Origin of the sequence: uncultured Erythrobacter sp. (assembly GCF_947499705.1) — a bacterium.
Taxonomy (GTDB): domain Bacteria; phylum Pseudomonadota; class Alphaproteobacteria; order Sphingomonadales; family Sphingomonadaceae; genus Erythrobacter.
Map to the genome: position 1 here is coordinate 263,763 of NZ_CANMPJ010000001.1, position 19,987 is coordinate 283,749.

General features: G+C 56.2%; 17 protein-coding genes. 15 read left to right on the top strand and 2 right to left on the bottom strand.

The window, feature by feature from the left end:
- The first annotated feature begins 31 nt into the window (after window positions 1-31).
- Window positions 32-1,678, top strand: coding sequence for an SMP-30/gluconolactonase/LRE family protein (locus Q0837_RS01110; protein ID WP_298464128.1), 1,647 nt, complete (start codon window positions 32-34; stop codon window positions 1,676-1,678).
- Between the two features lie 72 nt (window positions 1,679-1,750).
- Here Q0837_RS01110 and Q0837_RS01115 read toward each other — a convergent pair whose 3' ends face one another.
- Entirely contained in the window at window positions 1,751-2,497 is a 747-nt protein-coding gene (locus Q0837_RS01115) for a helix-turn-helix domain-containing protein (protein ID WP_298464131.1), read from the bottom strand.
- Between the two features lie 279 nt (window positions 2,498-2,776).
- On the opposite strand from Q0837_RS01115, the gene Q0837_RS01120 reads away from it, so the two are divergent.
- The 12 genes from Q0837_RS01120 (at window position 2,777) to Q0837_RS01175 (ending at window position 17,301) form a co-directional block, all read left to right on the top strand.
- The gene (locus Q0837_RS01120; protein WP_298464133.1) at window positions 2,777-3,838 is read left to right on the top strand and encodes a hypothetical protein; all 1,062 of its coding nucleotides are present in this window, start codon (window positions 2,777-2,779) and stop codon (window positions 3,836-3,838) included.
- Window positions 3,839-3,950: 112 nt separating this feature from the next.
- Window positions 3,951-4,892, top strand: a complete 942-nt coding sequence (locus tag Q0837_RS01125) for a hypothetical protein (RefSeq protein WP_298464135.1) — start codon at window positions 3,951-3,953, stop codon at window positions 4,890-4,892.
- Between the two features lie 71 nt (window positions 4,893-4,963).
- Window positions 4,964-6,136 (top strand): class I SAM-dependent methyltransferase, encoded by a 1,173-nt coding sequence (locus Q0837_RS01130; RefSeq protein WP_298464136.1) that lies wholly within the window; start codon window positions 4,964-4,966, stop codon window positions 6,134-6,136.
- 14 nt (window positions 6,137-6,150) lie between these two features.
- Window positions 6,151-6,513, top strand: coding sequence for a hypothetical protein (locus Q0837_RS01135; protein ID WP_298464138.1), 363 nt, complete (start codon window positions 6,151-6,153; stop codon window positions 6,511-6,513).
- An 835-nt stretch (window positions 6,514-7,348) separates the two neighbouring features.
- A complete protein-coding gene (locus Q0837_RS01140; protein WP_298464141.1) occupies window positions 7,349-9,592 on the top strand; it encodes a TonB-dependent receptor in 2,244 nt (747 codons plus the stop codon).
- A gap of 206 nt (window positions 9,593-9,798) precedes the next feature.
- Window positions 9,799-10,920, top strand: a complete 1,122-nt coding sequence (locus Q0837_RS01145; RefSeq protein WP_298464143.1) for an amidohydrolase family protein — start codon at window positions 9,799-9,801, stop codon at window positions 10,918-10,920.
- Complete coding sequence (locus tag Q0837_RS01150; RefSeq protein ID WP_298464146.1) at window positions 10,917-11,285, top strand: iron-sulfur cluster assembly protein; 369 nt, start codon at window positions 10,917-10,919, stop codon at window positions 11,283-11,285. Before Q0837_RS01145 ends, Q0837_RS01150 begins: the two co-directional genes overlap by 4 nt.
- 127 nt (window positions 11,286-11,412) lie before the next feature.
- Window positions 11,413-12,276: an amidohydrolase family protein gene (locus Q0837_RS01155; protein WP_298464148.1), complete on the top strand. Its 864-nt coding sequence runs from the start codon at window positions 11,413-11,415 to the stop codon at window positions 12,274-12,276.
- A 66-nt stretch (window positions 12,277-12,342) separates the two neighbouring features.
- Window positions 12,343-13,902 (top strand): class I adenylate-forming enzyme family protein, encoded by a 1,560-nt coding sequence (locus Q0837_RS01160; protein ID WP_298464151.1) that lies wholly within the window; start codon window positions 12,343-12,345, stop codon window positions 13,900-13,902.
- Window positions 13,903-13,998: 96 nt separating this feature from the next.
- Complete coding sequence (locus Q0837_RS01165; protein ID WP_298464154.1) at window positions 13,999-15,318, top strand: MFS transporter; 1,320 nt, start codon at window positions 13,999-14,001, stop codon at window positions 15,316-15,318.
- A gap of 188 nt (window positions 15,319-15,506) precedes the next feature.
- Window positions 15,507-16,490 (top strand): alpha/beta hydrolase, encoded by a 984-nt coding sequence (locus tag Q0837_RS01170; protein ID WP_298464157.1) that lies wholly within the window; start codon window positions 15,507-15,509, stop codon window positions 16,488-16,490.
- 139 nt (window positions 16,491-16,629) lie between these two features.
- Entirely contained in the window at window positions 16,630-17,301 is a 672-nt protein-coding gene (locus Q0837_RS01175) for an isochorismatase family protein (RefSeq protein ID WP_298464161.1), read from the top strand.
- Window positions 17,302-17,309: 8 nt separating this feature from the next.
- On the opposite strand, the gene Q0837_RS01180 is transcribed toward Q0837_RS01175, so the two are convergent.
- On the bottom strand, window positions 17,310-18,215 hold the full coding sequence (locus tag Q0837_RS01180; protein WP_298464164.1) for a LysR family transcriptional regulator: 906 nt from the start codon (window positions 18,213-18,215) through the stop codon (window positions 17,310-17,312).
- Between the two features lie 111 nt (window positions 18,216-18,326).
- Between Q0837_RS01180 and Q0837_RS01185 the strand changes: the two genes are divergently transcribed.
- Together Q0837_RS01185 and Q0837_RS01190 are read left to right on the top strand one after the other, a co-directional pair.
- Entirely contained in the window at window positions 18,327-18,887 is a 561-nt protein-coding gene (locus tag Q0837_RS01185) for a flavin reductase family protein (protein WP_298464168.1), read from the top strand.
- On the top strand, window positions 18,887-19,987 hold the full coding sequence (locus Q0837_RS01190) for an LLM class flavin-dependent oxidoreductase (protein ID WP_298464171.1): 1,101 nt from the start codon (window positions 18,887-18,889) through the stop codon (window positions 19,985-19,987). The genes Q0837_RS01185 and Q0837_RS01190 overlap by 1 nt, the downstream gene beginning before the upstream one ends.

Genomic DNA, 19,987 nt, shown 5'->3' on the forward strand with positions numbered 1-19,987 from the left:
TTTCTTCGCAGTGATATGAGGTAAGCGCTCCATGGTCTTGCGCATCAGAACAATCTGCACCGCGCTGGTCGCTCTGGTGGTGCCATTGTTTCCTGGCCATGCCTCACCGCCGGACAGCAGTGTTTGTCCGGCGGTGGAAGTGGCTGTTCCCGGATCGGTAATCCAGGCCATCGAAGGCATCGATGTCGGCCCGGACGGCATGATCTACGGCACAAGTATTCACGGTCAGGCGGTCTATCGGATCAATCCTGAAACCGGTCTTGTGACCTTTGCCGTTCCCTCACCCTATGGCGAGTCCGATGATGTTGCGATCGGCGCAGCAGGCAGCCCGGTTGAGGGCTGGCTTGCCTGGACTGCCTATTCCAGCGGTGAGATCCGTATCCAGCGCCCGGGCGGCATGCCCGAAGTCGTCGCAACGGGATTGCCCCGTGTCAATCCGATTGCGTTTCGTGACGATGGTCGGTTGCTCTTTGCCCAATCGTCGCGTTCTGGCGACAATGGCTTGTGGGAACTCGACCTCGCAAATGGCACCCCGCGCCGCCTTGTTGCGAAGAACAAGTGGCGCCTGAACGGGTTCGATTTCGGTCCCGATGGAAAGCTCTACGCGCCGAGTTTCAGGCAGAATGAACTGCTCGCGATCGATATCGAGACCGGGGAATCCGAAGTTGTCGCAGACGATGTGGGATTGATCGCGGCGCTCAAAGTCGATGCGGACGGCAATCTCTGGAGCGTCGATTTCGCGACCGGTAATCTGTATTTCACCCAAACCGAAACCGGGCAATCAAGGGTCGTGACCCAGTTTACCCCGCCGCTCGATAATCTGGCAATCGACCAAAACGGTATCATCTATGTGGCAGAGCTCGCCGTCGGCGGCATAACCGGATTTGATCCCAAGACCGGTGAGAAATGGAGAGTTGCGGTTTCATCTTTCACCGTTCCACTCGGCATGACGACCACAATCCGTGATGGGAAAGAGGCGATCCTGGTAGCTGATCCCTTCGGCTACAGGTTTCTCGATCCCGATACGCATGAGATTACGCGCGAAGCAGAGATGTGGTTCAAGGGGCGTTCTTCCGCCATCGCAGCCAACGGCAAACATATCGTCACGACCGATGTGGATTCGAGAATTGTCGCGATCATTGATCGCCGCAGCAATGAAGTGCTCTTCGAGACAGATCAGCTTCAGGCCCCGCGCGGTGTTGTGCTGACATCAACAGGCGATGCGATTGTTGCCGACGCTCAGACCGGGCAGCTAATACGCCTTTCCAACGGCTCATGGGAAGAGGTGGCAGAAGGGCTGGATGAACCGGTCGCGCTCGCTCTGGAAAATGACAATTCGGTATTGGTGAGCGAAGTTGGATCAGGCACGATCAGCCGCATTGATCTTTCCAGTGGAAGCAGGACCGAACTGGTTTCCGGACTTCACGATCCGCTCGGGATTGCGCTACTTGCCGATGGTCGCATTGCCATTGTCGAAGCGGGCAAGGGGGGCGTCACTGCGATCAATCTGACCGACGGTGTGCGCACGATCCTGGCCCGGGGCTTGCGTATTGCGCGCCCCGATCACCGGATCGCCAGCAATGCGCCGGTTGGAATCGCTGTGGACCATGAAGGCGCAATATTTGTGAGTTCCGGAGGAGATAACAGTGTCATCAAGATCGTCTTGACCGATTGCTGAGGCTGGCCGCATCGGCCGCTTGATTGCGCAAGTGTGGCAGGGTTGTCAGCGACGCCTGCGCTCAGGCCTATCTCAACCGACTAATGGCGCGACCACACGATCACCGACCGTTCTTTGCATCAGGTCGATGATTGCTTCCTTGTTGCGTTGTATCCGCTGCGAAAGTCCGCCAACCCCAATCACGAATTTGGGATGACTGGGGATGATCATCGCAATAGCACCGGTGTCTTGCAGGATCAGGTCGAACCCAACCGCATAGCCGCGCTCTCGCGTTGCCTCCACTTCTGCCATCACCTCTGCCAATTCCAACTGATCCGCAGCGCTTCCACCCTGCAATCTGACCCGTGTCAGCAGCTTGCTGATTTGATCATCACTTAGTGGCGCAAGGCAGGCTGTCCCCACTGCCGATCCGAAAAGCGGGCCAAGATAGCCCTCTGTCAGGGAGAGTGAGATCGGAAACGTGCCGGGCAAGACACGCACAAATTGCATGTTCAGATCGATCTGGGTCGAAAGGGTGACGGTTTCTCCGGTTCCCTCGTGCAAAGCTTCCAACATTTCGAGGATTTCATTGGTCAGCAACTTGTCAGGGATCCATTCACCGAGGCCCGTAACGCTCACTGTGGGGAAATAGCGGCGGCTCTGCGTGTCCCAGGAAAGATAGCCAAGTTTCACAAGGCTTTTCAGAACGGCATTCGTGCTCGAACTCGGATAGCCGAGCTCAGTTGCGATCTGAGAGCCTGAAAGAGGTTCGCGTTTGACCCTGAACAATTCCAGAACGGCGAGAACCCTGCCGACCGACTTTACAACATCGTCCGCCATCGAAGAATCCATATATGTGAAAACCGCTCGCTCGTATACGGCGCATAAAGACTGGGGTGAAGCCCATTTATGCCTCGGTCGCCTGCGGGCATCCGTCAATCGCCGAAAAGAGCTTCGAATATCATGGCTGCGAATCAACCGAGATTGTGGGCGCGTTCCCGCTATCGCCATGCGATTACAGGAAAGACATCTGGGGCAATCTGTCTCAGCAATGGGTAGGGTGGATCAATGTGTTAAGTTAGGCTGGTTGCTTGCATCTGGCTTTCGGGGAGAAACTGAGTGAGTGGGTTGAACGAGCAAAGTGTATCGGATGCGATCTTTGCCCGACTTCGCAAGATCCGCAGCGCCACATTCGTGGCTCTTGTCCTCGCCCCGCTGTCCATTCTCCATGCTCAATCCTCCGATGATCCGGCCGAATCCGAATGGATGCAGCTGGAAATTGCTGACGTCGCCGAACAGTCGTGGGATGCGAGTTCGCCCTACGGTCGTATCAAGACCGTCTTCAAGCGTGAGAAGGCCAATCTGAAGTTTATCGAGATCCCGCCAACATGGGACACTGGCCTGCCGCCGCGCGGCGGCCCCGGCAACGAGATCGGGCCGCATTATCACGACTTTTCGGAATGGGCATACATTCTGGGCGGAGATTATGTGATCTACGAGCCGGTCAGCCCCTATCAGCGCAACCCGATCCAGCACCGCTGGGTTGAGGGCACTTGGCTGGATCGTCCACCCTATTCGCTGCATAGCGGGGATTGGGAAACCGGCGGGATCCGCAGGCAGAACCCGGCCACGCTGCTTCTGTTTGCCGAGGGCGACACGCCCAACATGTTCACCGATTCAGACAACCGGCAACCGGTTCTCCATGGTGAGCCGGATCCCGAAGTGCCAGACTATCGGTCAATCAGTTTCAAGAGTCCGCTGATCGTAAGTTCCGGTTCCGTGCTGGAATGGGAAAAGGACACGCAGGTCGAAGGCCGACTGGTCAAGTGGCTCAGCGACGATCCCGAGGGCGGCTTCCGCGCGCAATTGATCAAGGTGCCGCCGGGTTGGTCGCACCCGGACGGCGCGAACAAGAGCTATTTCGAAAGCGCGCATCGGCTGCGCTATCTCCTTTACGGTGATCTGACGATCGCGCAGCACGCAGATCCCGATAGCGACGGTACAGCAAGGCGCCTCGAAAAAGCTGACTTCATCTACCAGCCACCGCGCAGCCTTTGGGCGTATGATGCGGGACCGGTCACGGAAAACGGAGCGGTGTGGCTGGAGATTACCTACGCCAATGGATTGGCCCGCAGCAAAGGGCCGATCGAAAAGGTGAAACACATTCGTGAAGGCGATTGAGCAGATGGTAAGGCGGCAGCCCCACTGGGAGAACGCTCTTTCAAGTGCACTGCGCCGAACCACCATTGCGGCTCTGCTAGCCATTCCCCTAACCGCCGCCACCGCCGGAACAATGGAAGCCTCCGCACACGGCGAATGGGCGCAGCTCGAAATCGTCGATGTGGCGGACCAGCCATGGGACGCAAACTCGCCCTATGGCCGGATCAAAACTGTCTTCAAGAGAGAGCGGAGCAATCTCAAGTTTATCGAGTTTCCGCCAACGTTAGGCACTGGCCTGCCTGCGCGCGGGGAGCAAGGCAATGAGGTGGGTCCTCATTATCATTTGTTTTCCGAGTGGGCTTATCTCCTGAGCGGAGATTACGTGCTGTATGAGCCGGTAAGCCCGTATCAGCGCAACCCTGTTCAGCACCGTTGGAGCGAAGGTACATGGATGGATCGTCCACCCTATTCTCTGCATAGCGGGGATTGGGCAACCGGCGGTATCAGGGCGCAAAATCCATCCACCCTGATCCTGTTTGAGGAAGGGACGCGTTCCATCTCGCTGGATCCGAAAGGTAATATGCCGCCGGTCCTCGATGCCGAACCCAACCCTGATGTTGCGGATTATCGCTCGATCAGTTTCAAGCCGCCGCTGATCGTGAATACAGGCTCGGCCCTGGAATGGGAAAAGGACACGCAGGTCGAAGGCCGATTGGTCAAGTGGCTCAGTGACGATCCCGAGGGCGGTTTCCGCGCGCAATTGATCAAGGTGCCGCCGGGTTGGTCGCATCCGGACGGCGCGAACAAGAGCTATTTTGAAAGCGCGCATCGGCTGCGTTATCTCCTTTACGGTGATCTGACGATCGCGCAGCACGCAGACCCCGACAGTGGCGGGACAGCAAAGCGCCTCGAGAAAGCCGATTTCATCTACCAGCCACCGGGCAGCCTGTGGGCGTATGATGCGGGACCAGTCACGGAAAACGGAGCGGTTTGGCTGGAGATTACCTACGCCAATGGATTGGCCCGCAGCAAAAGGCCGATCGCAAAGGCCCGCAAGATACTGACCAGAGATTAGAACGAAAAGTCGAACCGATGAACGATCGGCAGTGCTGAACAACGAACAGAACTTAGGACAGGACAAGAACCATGATGACACCTGATTATGAGCAGTTTCGGCATGCGGTATTACCAGAGCAGAACCATGATGAGTTTGCCCGGCAAGAGTTCGTCAAGTCGCTGAAACTCTATCTGGCGACACATGTTTCGCCGAAGAACCGGCTCGTTTACGAACAAATGGCCAAGCCGCAGTTCGAGCGTGAAAACGGTCGAGCGCCCGAAACCCGGCATGAAGTTCGCAAGGTGATGAACAAGCAGGGCTATTACCGGTTCTGGAGTTCGATGCTGCGCACCAGTCAGGAGATGATGTGGGCGTCTTGCCAATTACCGATTGAGCGGCAGTTGGACGGCCTGATCGATCAGGCAAAAGCCACTGGAGAGGCGGGCGGTTCGCTGCGGCTGGATCCGGCGCTGGAAATCCCGAAATACCACACTGCTGTCGACATTCATTGCCAGCCCGGTGCCTACCACACGGAATTTGCTGATGAGGACGTCGCGGCAGGCGCGCTCTATGACAGCGGAGTGTATGTCTATGCGATGGGCCGGATGGGCCCTTTCAATGACGATATGGGCGCCAGCCAAGTCGGGTATATCAAAGCCAAATTTCCGGATTTTGCGCCAAAGCGTATTCTGGATCTGGGCTGCGCAGTCGGCCACAGCACCTTGCCCTATGTCGACGCGTATCCGGATGCCGAAGTGCACGCGGTCGATGTTGCCGCGCCGATGCTGCGATATGCGCATTCACGCGCAGAATCGCTTGGCAAGACAGTTCATTTTTCGCAGCAGAACGCCGAAAAGCTCGATTTTGAAGATGGCAGTTTCGACCTGATCGTGTCGCACATCCTGCTGCACGAAACGTCGGCCAAAGCGCTCAAGAACATCCTGTCCGAATGCTCACGGCTGCTCGCTCCTGGTGGGTTGATGGTGCACAGCGAAACCCCGCCATACAAGGATATGGACGAGTATGATGCGTTCATCCTTGATTGGGATACTTACAACAATAACGAGCCGTTCTGGGGCTACACACACGAACTGGATCTTGACGATCTGGTGTCGGAGGCCGGGTTCGATCCGGCGCACAATTTTGAAGCACTGGCTCCGAGCGTTTTCGAGGCAGCACAGAACAAACGAACCAATATTTTCCAGGGGGGCGATTTTGGCGGTGGCGGAATCTGGTACCTCTGGGGCTGCTGGAAGAAATAAGGGATTGTCGACACATGGAAAATGAGCACAGCTTGCAGAAGCACGCCAAAGGTCAACGGCCCTATTTCTTCGATGATCCGGCTATCGACAAACTCCTGGCCATGCTGATGGCATCTTGCGGCGAGGTCGCGGTCCTTCGTGATCGTCTGGACACGGTTGAACGCCTGTTGGAGGCTAAGGGTCTGGTCGCGCGCGAAGAGATCGAGTCTTTCAGTCCAACAAAGCCGATTCTGGAAGAGCGTGATGCGAGGCGTGAAGGTTCACTCGCTCAGATCCTGCGCATAATCGATATCGATCTCGACAATGGCGAGATGGGGCGCAACGATGATTCCCCTGAATGGAACAGTGTCATCAACGCCGTTGCCTCCCCTGAATAGAGCGAGCGGATGCCTGCAATGACCCGCCTGTGATCCAAAAGACCGTTGCGGAGAATGGGCAACACGCGCTCTAGCTACTTTCAGCGACGTCCGTTGAGGGTGGGTGCATGCTAGCTCTCTCACAAAATTTTGAACGCGTTTGTTGCTCTGAATTGACGCCCGAATTGGCGCGCCGGCAAAGCATCAAACGCGCCCTCTAAATTGCAGGCCTTTCGTCTCTGATCCAGTCTTTCACAGCAGCGAAAGACGCGCCCAAAGACGGACCTGTCAAAGACCATTCCAATATGAGCCACGGTTTTGGCCGTGAGACGCGTTGAGGAGGAGCTTCAAGCGCATGTGAAACAGAATTGCGCTTGGCTTGGACAGGAGGCCTGATGAATGCGGTTATTGGCTGTTTTGCGCAATCACTATGCGATAATCTGGCAAATTGATCAGCCAGCTTCCGGTCAGGCACGCAGGCTTACGCAGCCCTCCAGGAAGAGGCGACGGGCCCCCTAGGCGAAAGCCCCTAATTCCCGGTCGGAGCTGGACGATTGTAAGCTCTGAGAAATTTCGAGGGTCGCTTGTTTCTAAGGAAATTCAAACACGTAATTGCAAGTTGGGGGCTGCAGTGCACACTGTTTGGCGTGCTCCCAATGCATCCAACTTTTTCCGCTTCGTGTAGTGCACCGCTCCGCCTTCCATATGCTGCGAAGCCCGTATCCTACATGGCTGTTGGGCATCACATATCCGGAAAACAAATTCATATATGTGCAATCCGATTTACAACGGTGAATAAGCATGTAGACCACGAGGCAGACATCTCGCCCATTCTTGGGAGTTGTTGGAGGGAAAAATGATCAGCAAGTTTGGATTAGGCGGTCGCCGTAAATGGACCGCTGCAGCATGTGCTGCATTGTGCGTGAATGGGGCAGGCGCGGCGATCGCGCAGGACGCAGAATCCGATAGTTCGGGGACTCAGGTATCCCAAGGGAATGCCGACATTATCGTCACGGCGCAACGTAAGGAGCAATCCTTGCAGAAGGTGCCTGTCACCGTCTCGGCGTTTACATCTGAAGATCTCGGAAGGCTGGTTACGACCGACATCGGTGACGTCGTCGAATTCGTACCCAACGTGAACACGTTCAACAACGCCAACGTTCTGGGTACGGCGAACGCCTACTTTATCCGCGGCACAGGTAACTCTGAATCGATTGCAACATTCGATCCACCTGTCAGCAGCTATGTCGATGACATTCTGGTCCCACGTCAGGGCTCATCGAACATCAGCCTTTTTGAAGTTGAGCGGGTCGAAGTGCTGCGCGGGCCGCAGGGAACGCTGTTCGGCAAGAACACGACCGGTGGTGCAGTCAACATCATCACCAAGAAGCCGGAAGACGAATTCTACGTCAGCGGCGAGATTGCTTACGGCCGGTTCAACCGGCTCGAATTGCGCGGTACAGTCAACACCCCGGTCACAGATGATCTGGCGGTCATGGTTTCCGGGTTCTATGTCGACGACGACGGCTGGATCACCAGCACTGTTACCGGCGATGACAATTACGGCGAAGACCGCGGTTGGGGTGTTCGAGGGGCGCTTCGCTGGCATCTTTCTGACACGGTGACTTGGGATGCGAACGTTACGCGGGTCAACAGCATTGGCTACATTCCCGGTACCTCCGGTCCGGTCGGGCTGCCTTTCCCAGCACCAATCGAAGACACTGATGCGGGCGACTGGCGCACGACAACTGCGCGTCAACAATCATGCAGAACGGGGGCAAACCCCCGTGAATGGCTGGCCAATAACTGCGCATGGAACCAGGTCGATGAGACCGCGGTGGCATCATCGCTGAAAATTGACCTCGGTGGTTCCAACCTTGAGTTTATCACCGGGTACCGCAACACCGACCATCGGTTTGCTGTCGACTTTCTCGGTAATCGCCTGTCGCAACCGCTTAGCGCATTTGCGATCACCAACGATTCAACCCACCAGCTGTTCAGTCAGGAAGTGAAGCTGACGGGCACATTGCTCGACGGGTTCTTCTCTTACACTACTGGCGTGTATTATCTTGACGAGCGCAACGTAACCGATTTTCAGGATTACATCGCGTTTGGCGGAGGTGCGCCTTTCGAAATCGCTGACCGTCTTCTGAAGAACGACACACGCAGTTTTGCGGTCTATTCGCAGTGGGATGCCAACGTTACGGATAAGCTGACTCTGACGGCCGGCCTTCGCTGGACGGATGAGGAAAAAACTCTTGATCTGGAAGTGTTTGGAGCAGCAGGCTTCACTGAAAACGACATTCCGTTTCCTGATGAGCTGAATACCTCGCGGTTCACGCCGAAGTTCGGCATCCAGTACCAAGCAACGCCAGATATCCTGCTATTCGTTTCGGCAACCAACGGCTTCAAATCAGGCGGGTGGAATGCCCGTGCGACCAATCCAGCAGCATTCGCCGATTTCGGTCCGGAGAAGGTGTGGTCCTACGAACTTGGTTTCAAAACAGACTTGCTGAATGATCGTCTGCGTTTGAATGCGACCGTTTTCCATGCTGATTTCACCGACTTGCAGATCAATTCCGCGCTTCCGAACACCGCGCCACCTATCTTTGTGACGGGCAATGCGGGCGATTCAGAAACGACCGGTATCGAAGTCGAAATGTCGGCTGTTCCTGTCGATGGTCTGCGCATTTTCGGTAGCTTTGGCTATCAGGATGCGACGTACACGAGCCTTTCGGACCTGGCACTGGCTGCTGGCTTTACGCTGGATTCGTCGCTGGGTAGTTCGCCAGACTTCACCGGCGCGATTGGCCTGACCTATGAGCAGGAGCTGGCTGGAACAGGCGGTCAGTTGGTGTTCACGGCGGTAGGCGATTACACCGCAGAAGCTCTTCGTGCTGCTACGCCGACTTCAATGGCGCTGATCGAAGAAGCGTTTATCGTCAATTCAAGCCTCATGTACGAGGACGACAGTGGCCAATGGTCCATCGGAATTGAGTGTTCCAACTGCTTCAATCTGGAGCAGTACGTGACTGCCCAGCCAGCGGGTACGCAGATCGATCCAATGCGTTGGGCCATCCGCGCAAAGTTCAGGATGTAGTACCTCGTGAATGTTGGCGGGCGTGATTGCGAAGTGAACTCACTGCAATCTGCCCGCCACAATTCTCGCTGCAGTTTTGTTGACGTCAGGTAAGGTCGCCAGCTCAAACTAAACAATCCGGCAGGAGACGGACGATCGCTTACAAATTTCTCACCAATCGCCGTTCTTTGGTAAAAGGCGCGCTTGCAACAGGCCTTGCATCGACGATGCAGAGCGGCTCCTTACTGGCAAAATCAAGCGAGGATGTTGGTCCGCTCCCGCCACCCAGAACGGATCGATTGATTATCGATGCAGTTGCGCACGCATACAATCAGAGACGGGACAACCGGCGCAATCGCCTGTCTTCTTTCAATGGGGCGTATGATTATCACGTCCTTTGCTGCCCGCCAGAGCACACGCTGACGGAAGAGCAGTGGGCGCGCAATTGGCAGCCGGAAGAATTTATCGACACGATGCTGCTCGAGAGCACGACGGACATTGTGTGCATGCACTCAGTTCCGCTGTTTCAGTACAATATCGATGGGCTCGTCACGAACGAGAAGGGGGCTTACCTAAAGAAGCACTATCCCGACCGGGTGTTCTGGTACGGTGCGCTCGATCTGGGACGTCCGAGGGACGAAGTGCTGGCGCTGGCCAATGAGCTGGTGAGCCAGGGTGCTGACGGGATCAAGCTCTACCCGACCGGCTTCAACGATGAAACCGGACAGGCGACCGATTGGTATATGGACGATACCAAGATCGCCTTTCCTATTTTCGAGCATCTGCAGGATCTGGGCGTCAAACATGTCGCGATCCACAAGCTGGTCGAATATGATTTCAAGACGCTGACCAAAAAGCGTCCTTATGGCGTCAACGATATTGCCGGCGCTGCCAAGAATTTCCCCGATTTGCTGTTCCATCTGGTGCATGCTGGTTGGCTGCTCAACGAAGCGACCATTCTGCTGATGAGCGAATATGAAAACGTCACTGCGGTGATGGAGGGGCCGATGCTCTGGCCGCTCATCGACCCGCGGCGTTTCAACGAAATGATGTACATGTACATGACCACGGTCGGGTCGGATCGTCTCATCTATTCATCAGCCGCGACCAATCCCCATCCGCGCTTCGTGATCGAAGCGCTCGAGGCGCATAAGGCGCCCGAGGGGACGCTGTTCGATTACCGGCTGACGCAGGAAGACAAAGACAACATCATGGGTAACAATTTCGCCCGTTTCCATGGTTTGGACATTGCGGCGACCCACGCGAAAATCGCCAATGACCGCTTCAGCAAATATCGGGCCGAAAAGGGTTTGCGACGTCCTTGGACAGCAGTGCGGGGTGAAGCATGAGCCAGCCACAAAGTGTCATCGAACTCTCAAAGAAAATTGAAAAAGCTCTGGGCGAGATAGGCGATCCCTGCATGTGTCTGGCGGGCAAGGATCTCTCGATCATCGACATGGGGTTGATCAACGAAGTGGAGCTCGACGGGAGCACTGTCCGGGTTTCCATGACTCTCACCGATCCCAACTGCTTTTTCGAGTACAAGATTTCCAATGCGGTGATCGAGACGCTCAAGAAGCTTGACGGTGTCAGCGACGTGAAGGTGGCGATCGAGTCATTTCCGATCTGGCACGATGATCGTTTGAGTGATCGCGCCAAGTCGAACTTCAAGGAAGATTATGACGGGATACTGGCTCTTCGTCAGAGCGCGTGATCGCTGTGGTCGCGCACTAGGGTTGCTCGACAGGCCCGGCGACTTTCAGTCCCATCGCAAATTCAAATGAGCGCACGTTGAATGTCGTCAACGTAGCTCAGGAACGATCATTTTAGGAGCAATTTGCGTGCAAGGCGCCATCGACATTGTCACAAATCTCTTCACTCCGAAAATGGTCGCAGAGGGCCGCACCGGTCTGGACGATCATTTCAAGGATCAGGTGCGCATGCCTGCCGATATGCGCGGCGGCGTTAACGAGACGGACTATCTGGAGCGTATGGACCGGGCCGGGATCGACAAATCCCTGCTAATCGCGGTTCGCGCAGGCGACATCCGTATGCAGGGATCGTTCGAGATACCCTACGCCGATGTGGCAGAGGTCTGCGCCCGCCATCCGGATCGCTATTACGGATTGGCCGGGATTGATCCCTATCGCGGGATGGAACAGGTCGCCGAGCTGGAATACGCGGTCAAGGAATTGGGGTTTGTAGGAGCGCATCTTTATCCGCACTGGATGGAGCTCGCGCCCGACCATCGCAAATATTATCCGATCTACGCCAAGTGCTGTGAACTGGGCATTCCAATCATGATGCAGGTCGGGCACAATCTGGTCTATTCTCGGACCCGGCGCCTACCCAGCGTTGGTCGGCCTATCACACTCGACACGGTGGCCATCGATTTCCCCGAACTGACCCTGATCGGCATCCATATCGGCGTACCGTGGACCGAAGAAATGATCTCGATGGCGTGGAAGCACGAGAACGTCTTTATCGGCACCGATGCCTATGCGCCAAAGCACTGGCCGGACAATCTGGTTCACTACATGAACTCTTATGGCCAAGACAAAGTGCTGTTCGGCACAGACTGGCCCGTGATCGATCCCGAGCGCGCTGTGCGGGAAATCGACGATCTGAATCTGCGTCCAGCCAGTCATCAGAAGGTGATGCGGGATAACGCGCTTCGATTGTTCAATCTGAAGCAGGCGGCTTGATCTGATGGCGCTTCGTTCGAGCCTCCCTCATTTGTTTCATCATGCAGCAATGGCTGGCGCATCATCGTGAGCGCAGAGAATTCCAAGCCGCTATTGGCGTCGGAAGGCATTCGCGCGGCTGCATCGCGGCAGCCCGACAAATGTGCAATCCGGGCTTATGATCAAGGCGAGGTAGTCGATCAGGTCAGCTATGCGCAGCTTGTTGCGCGCATGAACCGGGTGTCTGATGCCGCGCGCGCTCAATGGGGCCTTAAAGCAGGCGATCGGGTGGCGCTTGCCGCGTCTAACTCGATTGATTTCATCGCACTGACCTGCGGCCTGGGCGGGGTCGGGATTACCGTCGCGAAGCCCAATCCCAAATTGTCGATCCGCGAGATCCTGGCCATCTGTAGCGATGCGGGTGCGAGTGTGCTGGTGTGCGATGCCTCTATTGCGAGGGCGGTAAGGGAGCAGGCATCTGCGTCCATGCAGATCTGTGCGATTGGCGAGGAGCTTGATGAGCTTTTGGCGGCAGCCAGTGATGCCCATCCAAAAGACAGTGATCTGGCGGACGAAAACTCCGTATTTGTCATGCCCTACACTTCGGGAACGACAGGCGAGCCCAAGGGCGTGTGTGTCACTCACCGCAGCCGGTCGCTGACCTTTTTCGGCATGGGGGTAGAGTACGGCTGTTACGGACCCGATGATCGGTTCCTTGGCTTGGCGCCGCTGTGCCATGGTGCAGGCTTTGCCTTCAACATCGCGCCACTCTATTTTGGCGGCTCGCTTGACCTCTATGCCAAATTCGATCCAGCTCAGATTCTGGCTCATATCGGGCGAGGCGAGGTCACCGGGATATTTCTGGTACCGACGCATTTTCAGGGTTTTTTCGCACTCGACGAAGATGCCCTCGCGAAAAGCCACGGACACAAGCTGAAAGCCATCATTTCCAACGCCGCACCCCTGACCCAACCGATCAAGGAGCGCATCGTCGAACATTTCGGCGAAGGCTTGCTGCACGAATGCTACGGATCCACCGAAGCGGGTATCGTCACCTCGATGCGTCCCGCTGACCAATTGCGCAAGGTGCAGTGCGTCGGCAGGCCGTTCGTCAATACGTCGATCCGGATTGTCGGCGATGATGGTCAAGAGGTCATTCAGGGCGAGGTGGGCGAGCTGTTCAGCCGTTCACCTTATCTGTTTGCCGGTTATCGTGATCGTCCCGATGAAACCGACAGAGCGATGAGCGATGGCTGGGTTTCTGCTGGCGATCTGGCGCGGCAGGACGAAGAAGGGTTCTACTACATCGTCGGTCGCAAGAAAGAGATGATCATCTCTGGCGGCATCAACATCTATCCGCGCGAGGTCGAATTCATTCTGGACCAGCACCCGGCGATTGCAGAAAGCGCGGTTGTCGGCATCCCCGATGATTATTGGGGTGAAAAGATCGTCGCGGCAATCACGCTGAAACGCGGCGTGATGGAACCCGATGAGGGCGTTCTGACCGATTGGTGCACAGATCGCATCGGCAAGCAGAAAATTCCGAAACAGTTTGCCGTGGTCGAAGCTTTCCCGCGCAATGCAATGGGTAAAGTGCTGAAGGCGGAAATTGCGCAAACTCTGGCGCCGTGCACCAGGGTCGCATGATGGTGTGGGATGACGCTGTTCGAGTGAGGACAGCCGAGCAGATGTTGGGATGGCCAGGCATTCTCACGAGCTATTTGCAAAGAGGAGCGCATCGATATGACTGACGCAACCAAGCTTGATGTGCCATATCCTCCAGCAAAGACGGCTTGGTATGCGGTTTCCGTCCTGCTGATAGCTTATACGGTTTCCTTCATTGACCGGACTATCCTGTCGCTTCTGGTCGGGCCGATACAGGCTGACCTTGGCATTGGTGATACGGAGATGGGGCTGCTTCACGGCCTGGCCTTCGCTCTGTTCTATTGCTTTCTGGGACTTCCGATCGCCTGGCTTTCAGACCGGTTCTCGCGCCGCTGGATCATCGCTATCGGGATGATTATCTGGAGCGGGATGACGGCGCTGTGCGGTCTGACCAAGAATTTCGCTCAATTGTTTCTGGCGCGTATGGGCGTGGGCGTCGGTGAGGCGGCTCTGTCCCCGGCGGCATATTCGATGCTCGCCGATCTATTTCCGCCAAACCGGCTGGGCCGGGCGATGGGGGTCTATTCCTCCGGCGTATTCTTCGGCGCGGGTATTGCCTTCATGCTGGGCGGCCTGGTCATCTCTTTCGTCAATGACGGGAACACCTTGTCCCTGCCGCTGCTGGGTGAGCTGCGAATATGGCAGTTTGTCTTCGTGATTGTCGGGCTTCCGGGCATCTTTCTGGCCCTGTTGATGTTCACGTTTCCCGAACCTGTGCGCCGCAAGAAGATCACCGGAGAAGGGCGCGAACTGACGCAAAGCGCGATCAAATTTCTGCGCGAGAACCCGAAGGTCTGCCTGGGTCATTTTGTCGGTTTTGCGATGCTCGCCATCAGCTTCAACGGCTTTGTTGCCTGGGGCCCCACCCAATTGATCAGGGACTTTGGCGTCGATGCCAGCGAAGCGGGCAAGGCGTTCGGGATAGCTATCTTCATTTGCGGCGGTAGTGGCATCATTCTGGGGGGCGTCGTCGCAGATCGATTGGCGCAAAAGGGCTACTCGGACGCGACGATGCGAGCTGGCATTATTGGCGGTATTGGTCTCCTGCCGATGTCGATAGCCGCACCTCTGATGCCCAGCTTTATCCTGAGTGCGATCGGATATGGCGCATTCTTCTTTTTCGCGAGCTTCCCGTTCGGCGCTGCGGCCGCCGCTTTGCAATTGATGACTCCGCCGCATCTTCGCGCGCAGCTCTCGGCAGTATATCTGCTTGTCCTCAACCTGATCGGTATCGGGGGAGGGCCTCTAATGATCGGCGCGATCAGTGACCATGTTCTTGGCGGGCCGGTCGAGATCGGGTCGGCTATGGCTCTCACTGGTTTGCTCACTGTGCCAGTGGGCGTGCTGATACTCATCGCTTCGCTTCCGGCCTACCGCGAATTGCAGAGCAAGGTTTGACCGCTGTGCAAGAATGCGACGGCGTTCGCCTGCCGAACAGGTGAGGTTATTCATAGCGATTGGCACGTAAGAATATTTGCGGTCGCATTGCGATAACGTGCAGCTCACCCGGTGGTTGATCGACCTTCATTTCCCTAGCATCTGGCTATCTAATCGTTTGAACGCATTCGCTTCACTGGAGAATAACATTGAGCCGCTCAATCCTGGTCATTGTTGTGCTGATAGTCCTGGCGATGCTGGCCGCATGGGCATATTTCAAAACCCGTACCTGGGAAGTCGACGATGCCACCTTGATGTCTCGCTATGGCGATGGCAGCGAAATGATCGAACTGGATGGCGCTCGGTTTCGCTACAAGGATACAGGCAATGGTCCCGCGATTATCCTGCTGCACGGTGCCTTTGCCAATCTGAATTATTGGGATGATTGGGCGACGGAGCTCGAAGGGGCCCACCGTGTCATTCGGTTTGACGTACCGCCAGAAGGCATCGGCGATCCCGATCCAAAGGGCTATTCGCATGATCGCGTCGCGGAACTGATAGGCCTGTTGGCGGATGAGCTGAAGGTCGAGAAGTTTGCCCTTTCGGGCCTTTCGCGGGGCGGTACGGCGGCAACGCTTTATGCCGGGCGTAACCCGGACAGAGTGACGCATCTGATTCTGGCCAACACGCCTTTGCTCAACACGCCGCCGGATGCGGTGCCACTTTCACCGGCATACAGCCGAAATGGTTGGATCGCGGAGAACCTGTTGAGCAGCTATCGACCGATGAGTTTCTGGAATGCCTTCTTTGAGTTCAACACATTTGACTCAAGCCGGATTGGCGGGGAACGGCGCCGCATGTTCATGGATATGAACAACCGCGAAGGCGCGACGGAAGACTTGCTTGCCATGCGTTCGATGGGGACGGATCGCCCCGAAGAACGCAATGTGACAGCGGCAAACGCGGTGACTGCACCCACATTGTTCATCAAAACCCACAGCCGTTCGCTGCCGCCGGTTGAGCAAGAACGCGTGATCCGTTTGTTCGATCACCTGCCGGCACAAACGATCGCGGTAGAGACAGGGCATTTCCCAGCGATGGAAACCGGGGCCGAAACAGCGGCAATCGTTGCGCGTTTCATGGCTGAAAACCCTCCAGCCGAAACAGCTTCTGGAGACGCTTCCGCCCAGTAGCCGGGAGGCCCCTTGCGAAGTTCCTGTGCTGAAAGTGCCGAGTTGTAATTATCGTGATGCGAAAGTCACATGCAATTTCGTGGACTAGAACCGCTTGTTCTCGCAATCGATCAGTTCAACAAATGAAGGGACTGACTGCATGGGCGCTGTAATGATCGAAGATGGCAAGACTGCTCGTGAATTCTTTGAAGCAGTCATGGCCAATAAGGCGCGCGCAAAGTTCGGGTTCGGAAACAAAGCCGCAATAGTCAATGTCGACTTTCAGCAGGCCTATACTCAGCTTGATATGTTCTCCACCTCATACCAGACCGATCCAAGACAAATCGAATACGCCAATGCGCTCTCCGTAGCGGCACGGGACAAGGACATGCCTGTCATCTGGAGCCGGGTCGGCTATCACGATAACGCATCGGATTGCGGGGTGTGGGGCACACGCACCGATACCGAAGACAGCCTCCAGAACATCAAATACGGCAGCGAGCGGCACGCCTATGATCCGCGATGCGATATTCGTGACGAGGATTTGCAATACACCAAGCGCATGCCCAGCGCCTTTTTTGAAACTCAGCTGGCCAGCTATCTGGTCTGGCACAAGGTCGATACCGTGATCGTCACGGGGGGATCGACTTCAGGCTGTGTGCGCGCCACTGCGGTTGACTCCCTCAGCCATGGATACCGGACGATCGTCCCGATCGAAACCACTGCGGACAAGCACGAGACACCCCATTTCGCCAATCTGGCTGATCTGCAGTTAAAATATGCAGATGTTCTGCCGGTTGCCGAAGTGCTGGATTGGCTTCGCGCGAGCTGAATCTGGTCTCAGGCCTGCCAGCGGCCATTGATGTGCATCGTGTGCGCCTTCAAGATTTCCAGAAAGGCCTTCATTGTTGGTGGCTGAGATTTTCGCGCAGGCTCAACAATGGCCAGTTCAGTGATCAAGGACGGGCTGATCAATGTCAGTGCGCTCAGGGTACGTTCCTCTTTCAACCCGTCGGCCAGCAGGCTGGGCAGGATGGCTTTCCACCGGGTCCGAGCGACCAGATCGATTGTGCCCAACATCGTGTCGAGCTCGATCATTTCGCACTGATCAAGCTGCTTCATCGCGAGATAGTCCCGGATGCTTTTGCTGCGAGTATTGTCGGGGCTTGGAATGATCAGCCTAAGCTCTGGCACGTCTTCCAGTCTGACAGTCCCTTCCAGCGGAAGTGCGGATTTTGGGCCAGCGATCAGCACTTCCGAAATTGTCGTGAAAGGGCTTAGACGCAGCCCGTCTGCCCCTTCTGTGCGCGGGACAATCGCAAAATCGAGTGTGCCGCGCCGGACATCCTCTGTCAGTGACCCGCTGAACCCCTCGGCAATTTTCAGCGAAGCGTTCGGATGTTTCTGACGAAATTCGATCAAGGCCGGTGCCAGCACGCGAGCATTCATCGTGGGCATCAGGCCCACCGTCAGGTCACCGGTCAGATCGCCAACATAGCCGCGCAGATCATTGGTCGCTTCCTCGTCCAGCCGTAACTGTTCGATGCAATAACGGTAATATCGATTGGCCGCGGGGGTCGGGGCTATTCTCCCGCTTTTCCGCTCGAACAGTGTGACATTGAAGCGCTCCTCCAGCTTGCGGATATGCTGGGACACCCCGGACTGGGTGGCGTTTTCCCGCTCTGCAGCGGCGGTGAAGGACCGCTCTTCATAAGCTGCCACGAACAGTTCGATAGTTCTGATCATCGCGGTTCCCTGGCTTGGTTGGCGTTCACCTAGCTTGCCATCAAAAAATCTAATGACAATCGTTATTCTTTATAATTTTCTGTTCATCAGACTTTCTGCGAAACGATCGCCATGAAACAACCTCTCAAACCGCTGCAAGGCTCGGCCAGCGATCTGGCCGAGGCGCATGATCCCCTGGCTTTGCGCCGGGCGCTTGGAAAGTTTGCAACCGGGATCGCGATCGTCACTACGGAGGCGGCAAGCGGCAAAAGGGAAGGGCTTACGATCAACTCCTTCGCGTCGGTCTCGCTTGATCCGCCGCTGGTATTATGGAGCCTGAAGCGTGACGCGCTTTCGCTGCAAACATTCATCGATTCCGGCACATTCATCATCAACATCCTGAGCGCCGAGCAGTCGGACCTGTCGACCCATTTCGCCCGTCCGCAAGCCGATAAATTTGCGGGTATCGAGCACTCGCCGGGCGCAAACGGGTGCCCGAAATTCCCCGGCTGCCTCGCGCAGTTCGAGTGTGAAACGGTCGAGGTTCTGGACGGCGGAGACCACGCCATCTTCCTGGGCCGGGTCCAGAAATTTGCCGAGAGCAGCGGAATGCCGCTGATCTACAGCGAGGGAAAATACTGCCACATTCTGCCGGTCGATCAGGCAGCCAGCCAAACCGCAAGGAGCGCGTAATGGAACTTGGTTTCTTCACCATGCCTATTCACCCCGTCAGCCGATCCATGACTGAGACGTTGAAGGAAGATCGCGAACTCGCCCTTGTCGCTGACCGGCTGGGTTTCAAGGAAGGCTATTTCGGCGAACATATCAGCGATGCAGCAGAAACAATTTCTTCGTCGCTGATCTTCATCGCCTGGCTGCTGGAAGAGACGAAGCAAATCAAGCTGGGCACGGGCACGATCAATTTGCCCAATCATCACCCGGGCAAAGTTGCTGCCGAAGTGGCAATGGTCGACCATATGGCGGAAGGCCGCTTCATCATGGGTATTAGCCCCGGTGGTCTGCTGTCCGATGCTGAACTGATGGGCAATCTTGACCGTGATCGCACCGCCATGTTCCTGGAATCGATCAATCACATTTTGGCCATCTGGGAAGGCGAGCCGCCCTATAATCTTGAAGGCGAGTTCTGGAATATCTCCACCGAACGCACGCTGATCGAAGATCTGGGACAGGGCTTTTTGCCCAAGCCTTATCAGCAGCCCGGACCGCCCATCGTGGTGACCGCTGTTGCGCCATTCTCCAAAGGTGTCGAGGCGGCGGCAGAGCGCGGCTGGGCGCCGATTTCAGCCAATTTCCTGCTGCCCAAATGGGTGAAGACGCACTGGCCGCGCTATGCTGCTGGCTGCGAAACATCCGGACGCAAGGCTGACCCCGCTGATTGGCGTGTGGCCAAGAGCATCTTTGTCGCAGAAGATATGGATGTTGCGCGCAAATATGCGACCGATCCTGATGGGCCGTACCACCAGTACTACAACTCCATCGTCACCAAGATGAAGCGTTCAGGCCGCGCAAACCTGTTCAAGCATGATCAAGAAGCATCGGACGACTCGCTCGATATCGACGCAATCGTTGAGGAGCTGGTGATCTGGGGTACACCTGAAAAAGTTGCCGAAGACCTGAGCGCTTTCCAAGAAGAAGTCGGCGAATTCGGCACGCTGCTTTACGCTGGGCATGATTGGCGCGACCGCGATCTTGCGATCCGGTCGATGGAATTGATGGCCAATGATGTGCTTCCATCGGTCAACGCCAAATCACCTTCTTTGGTTGCATCCTGA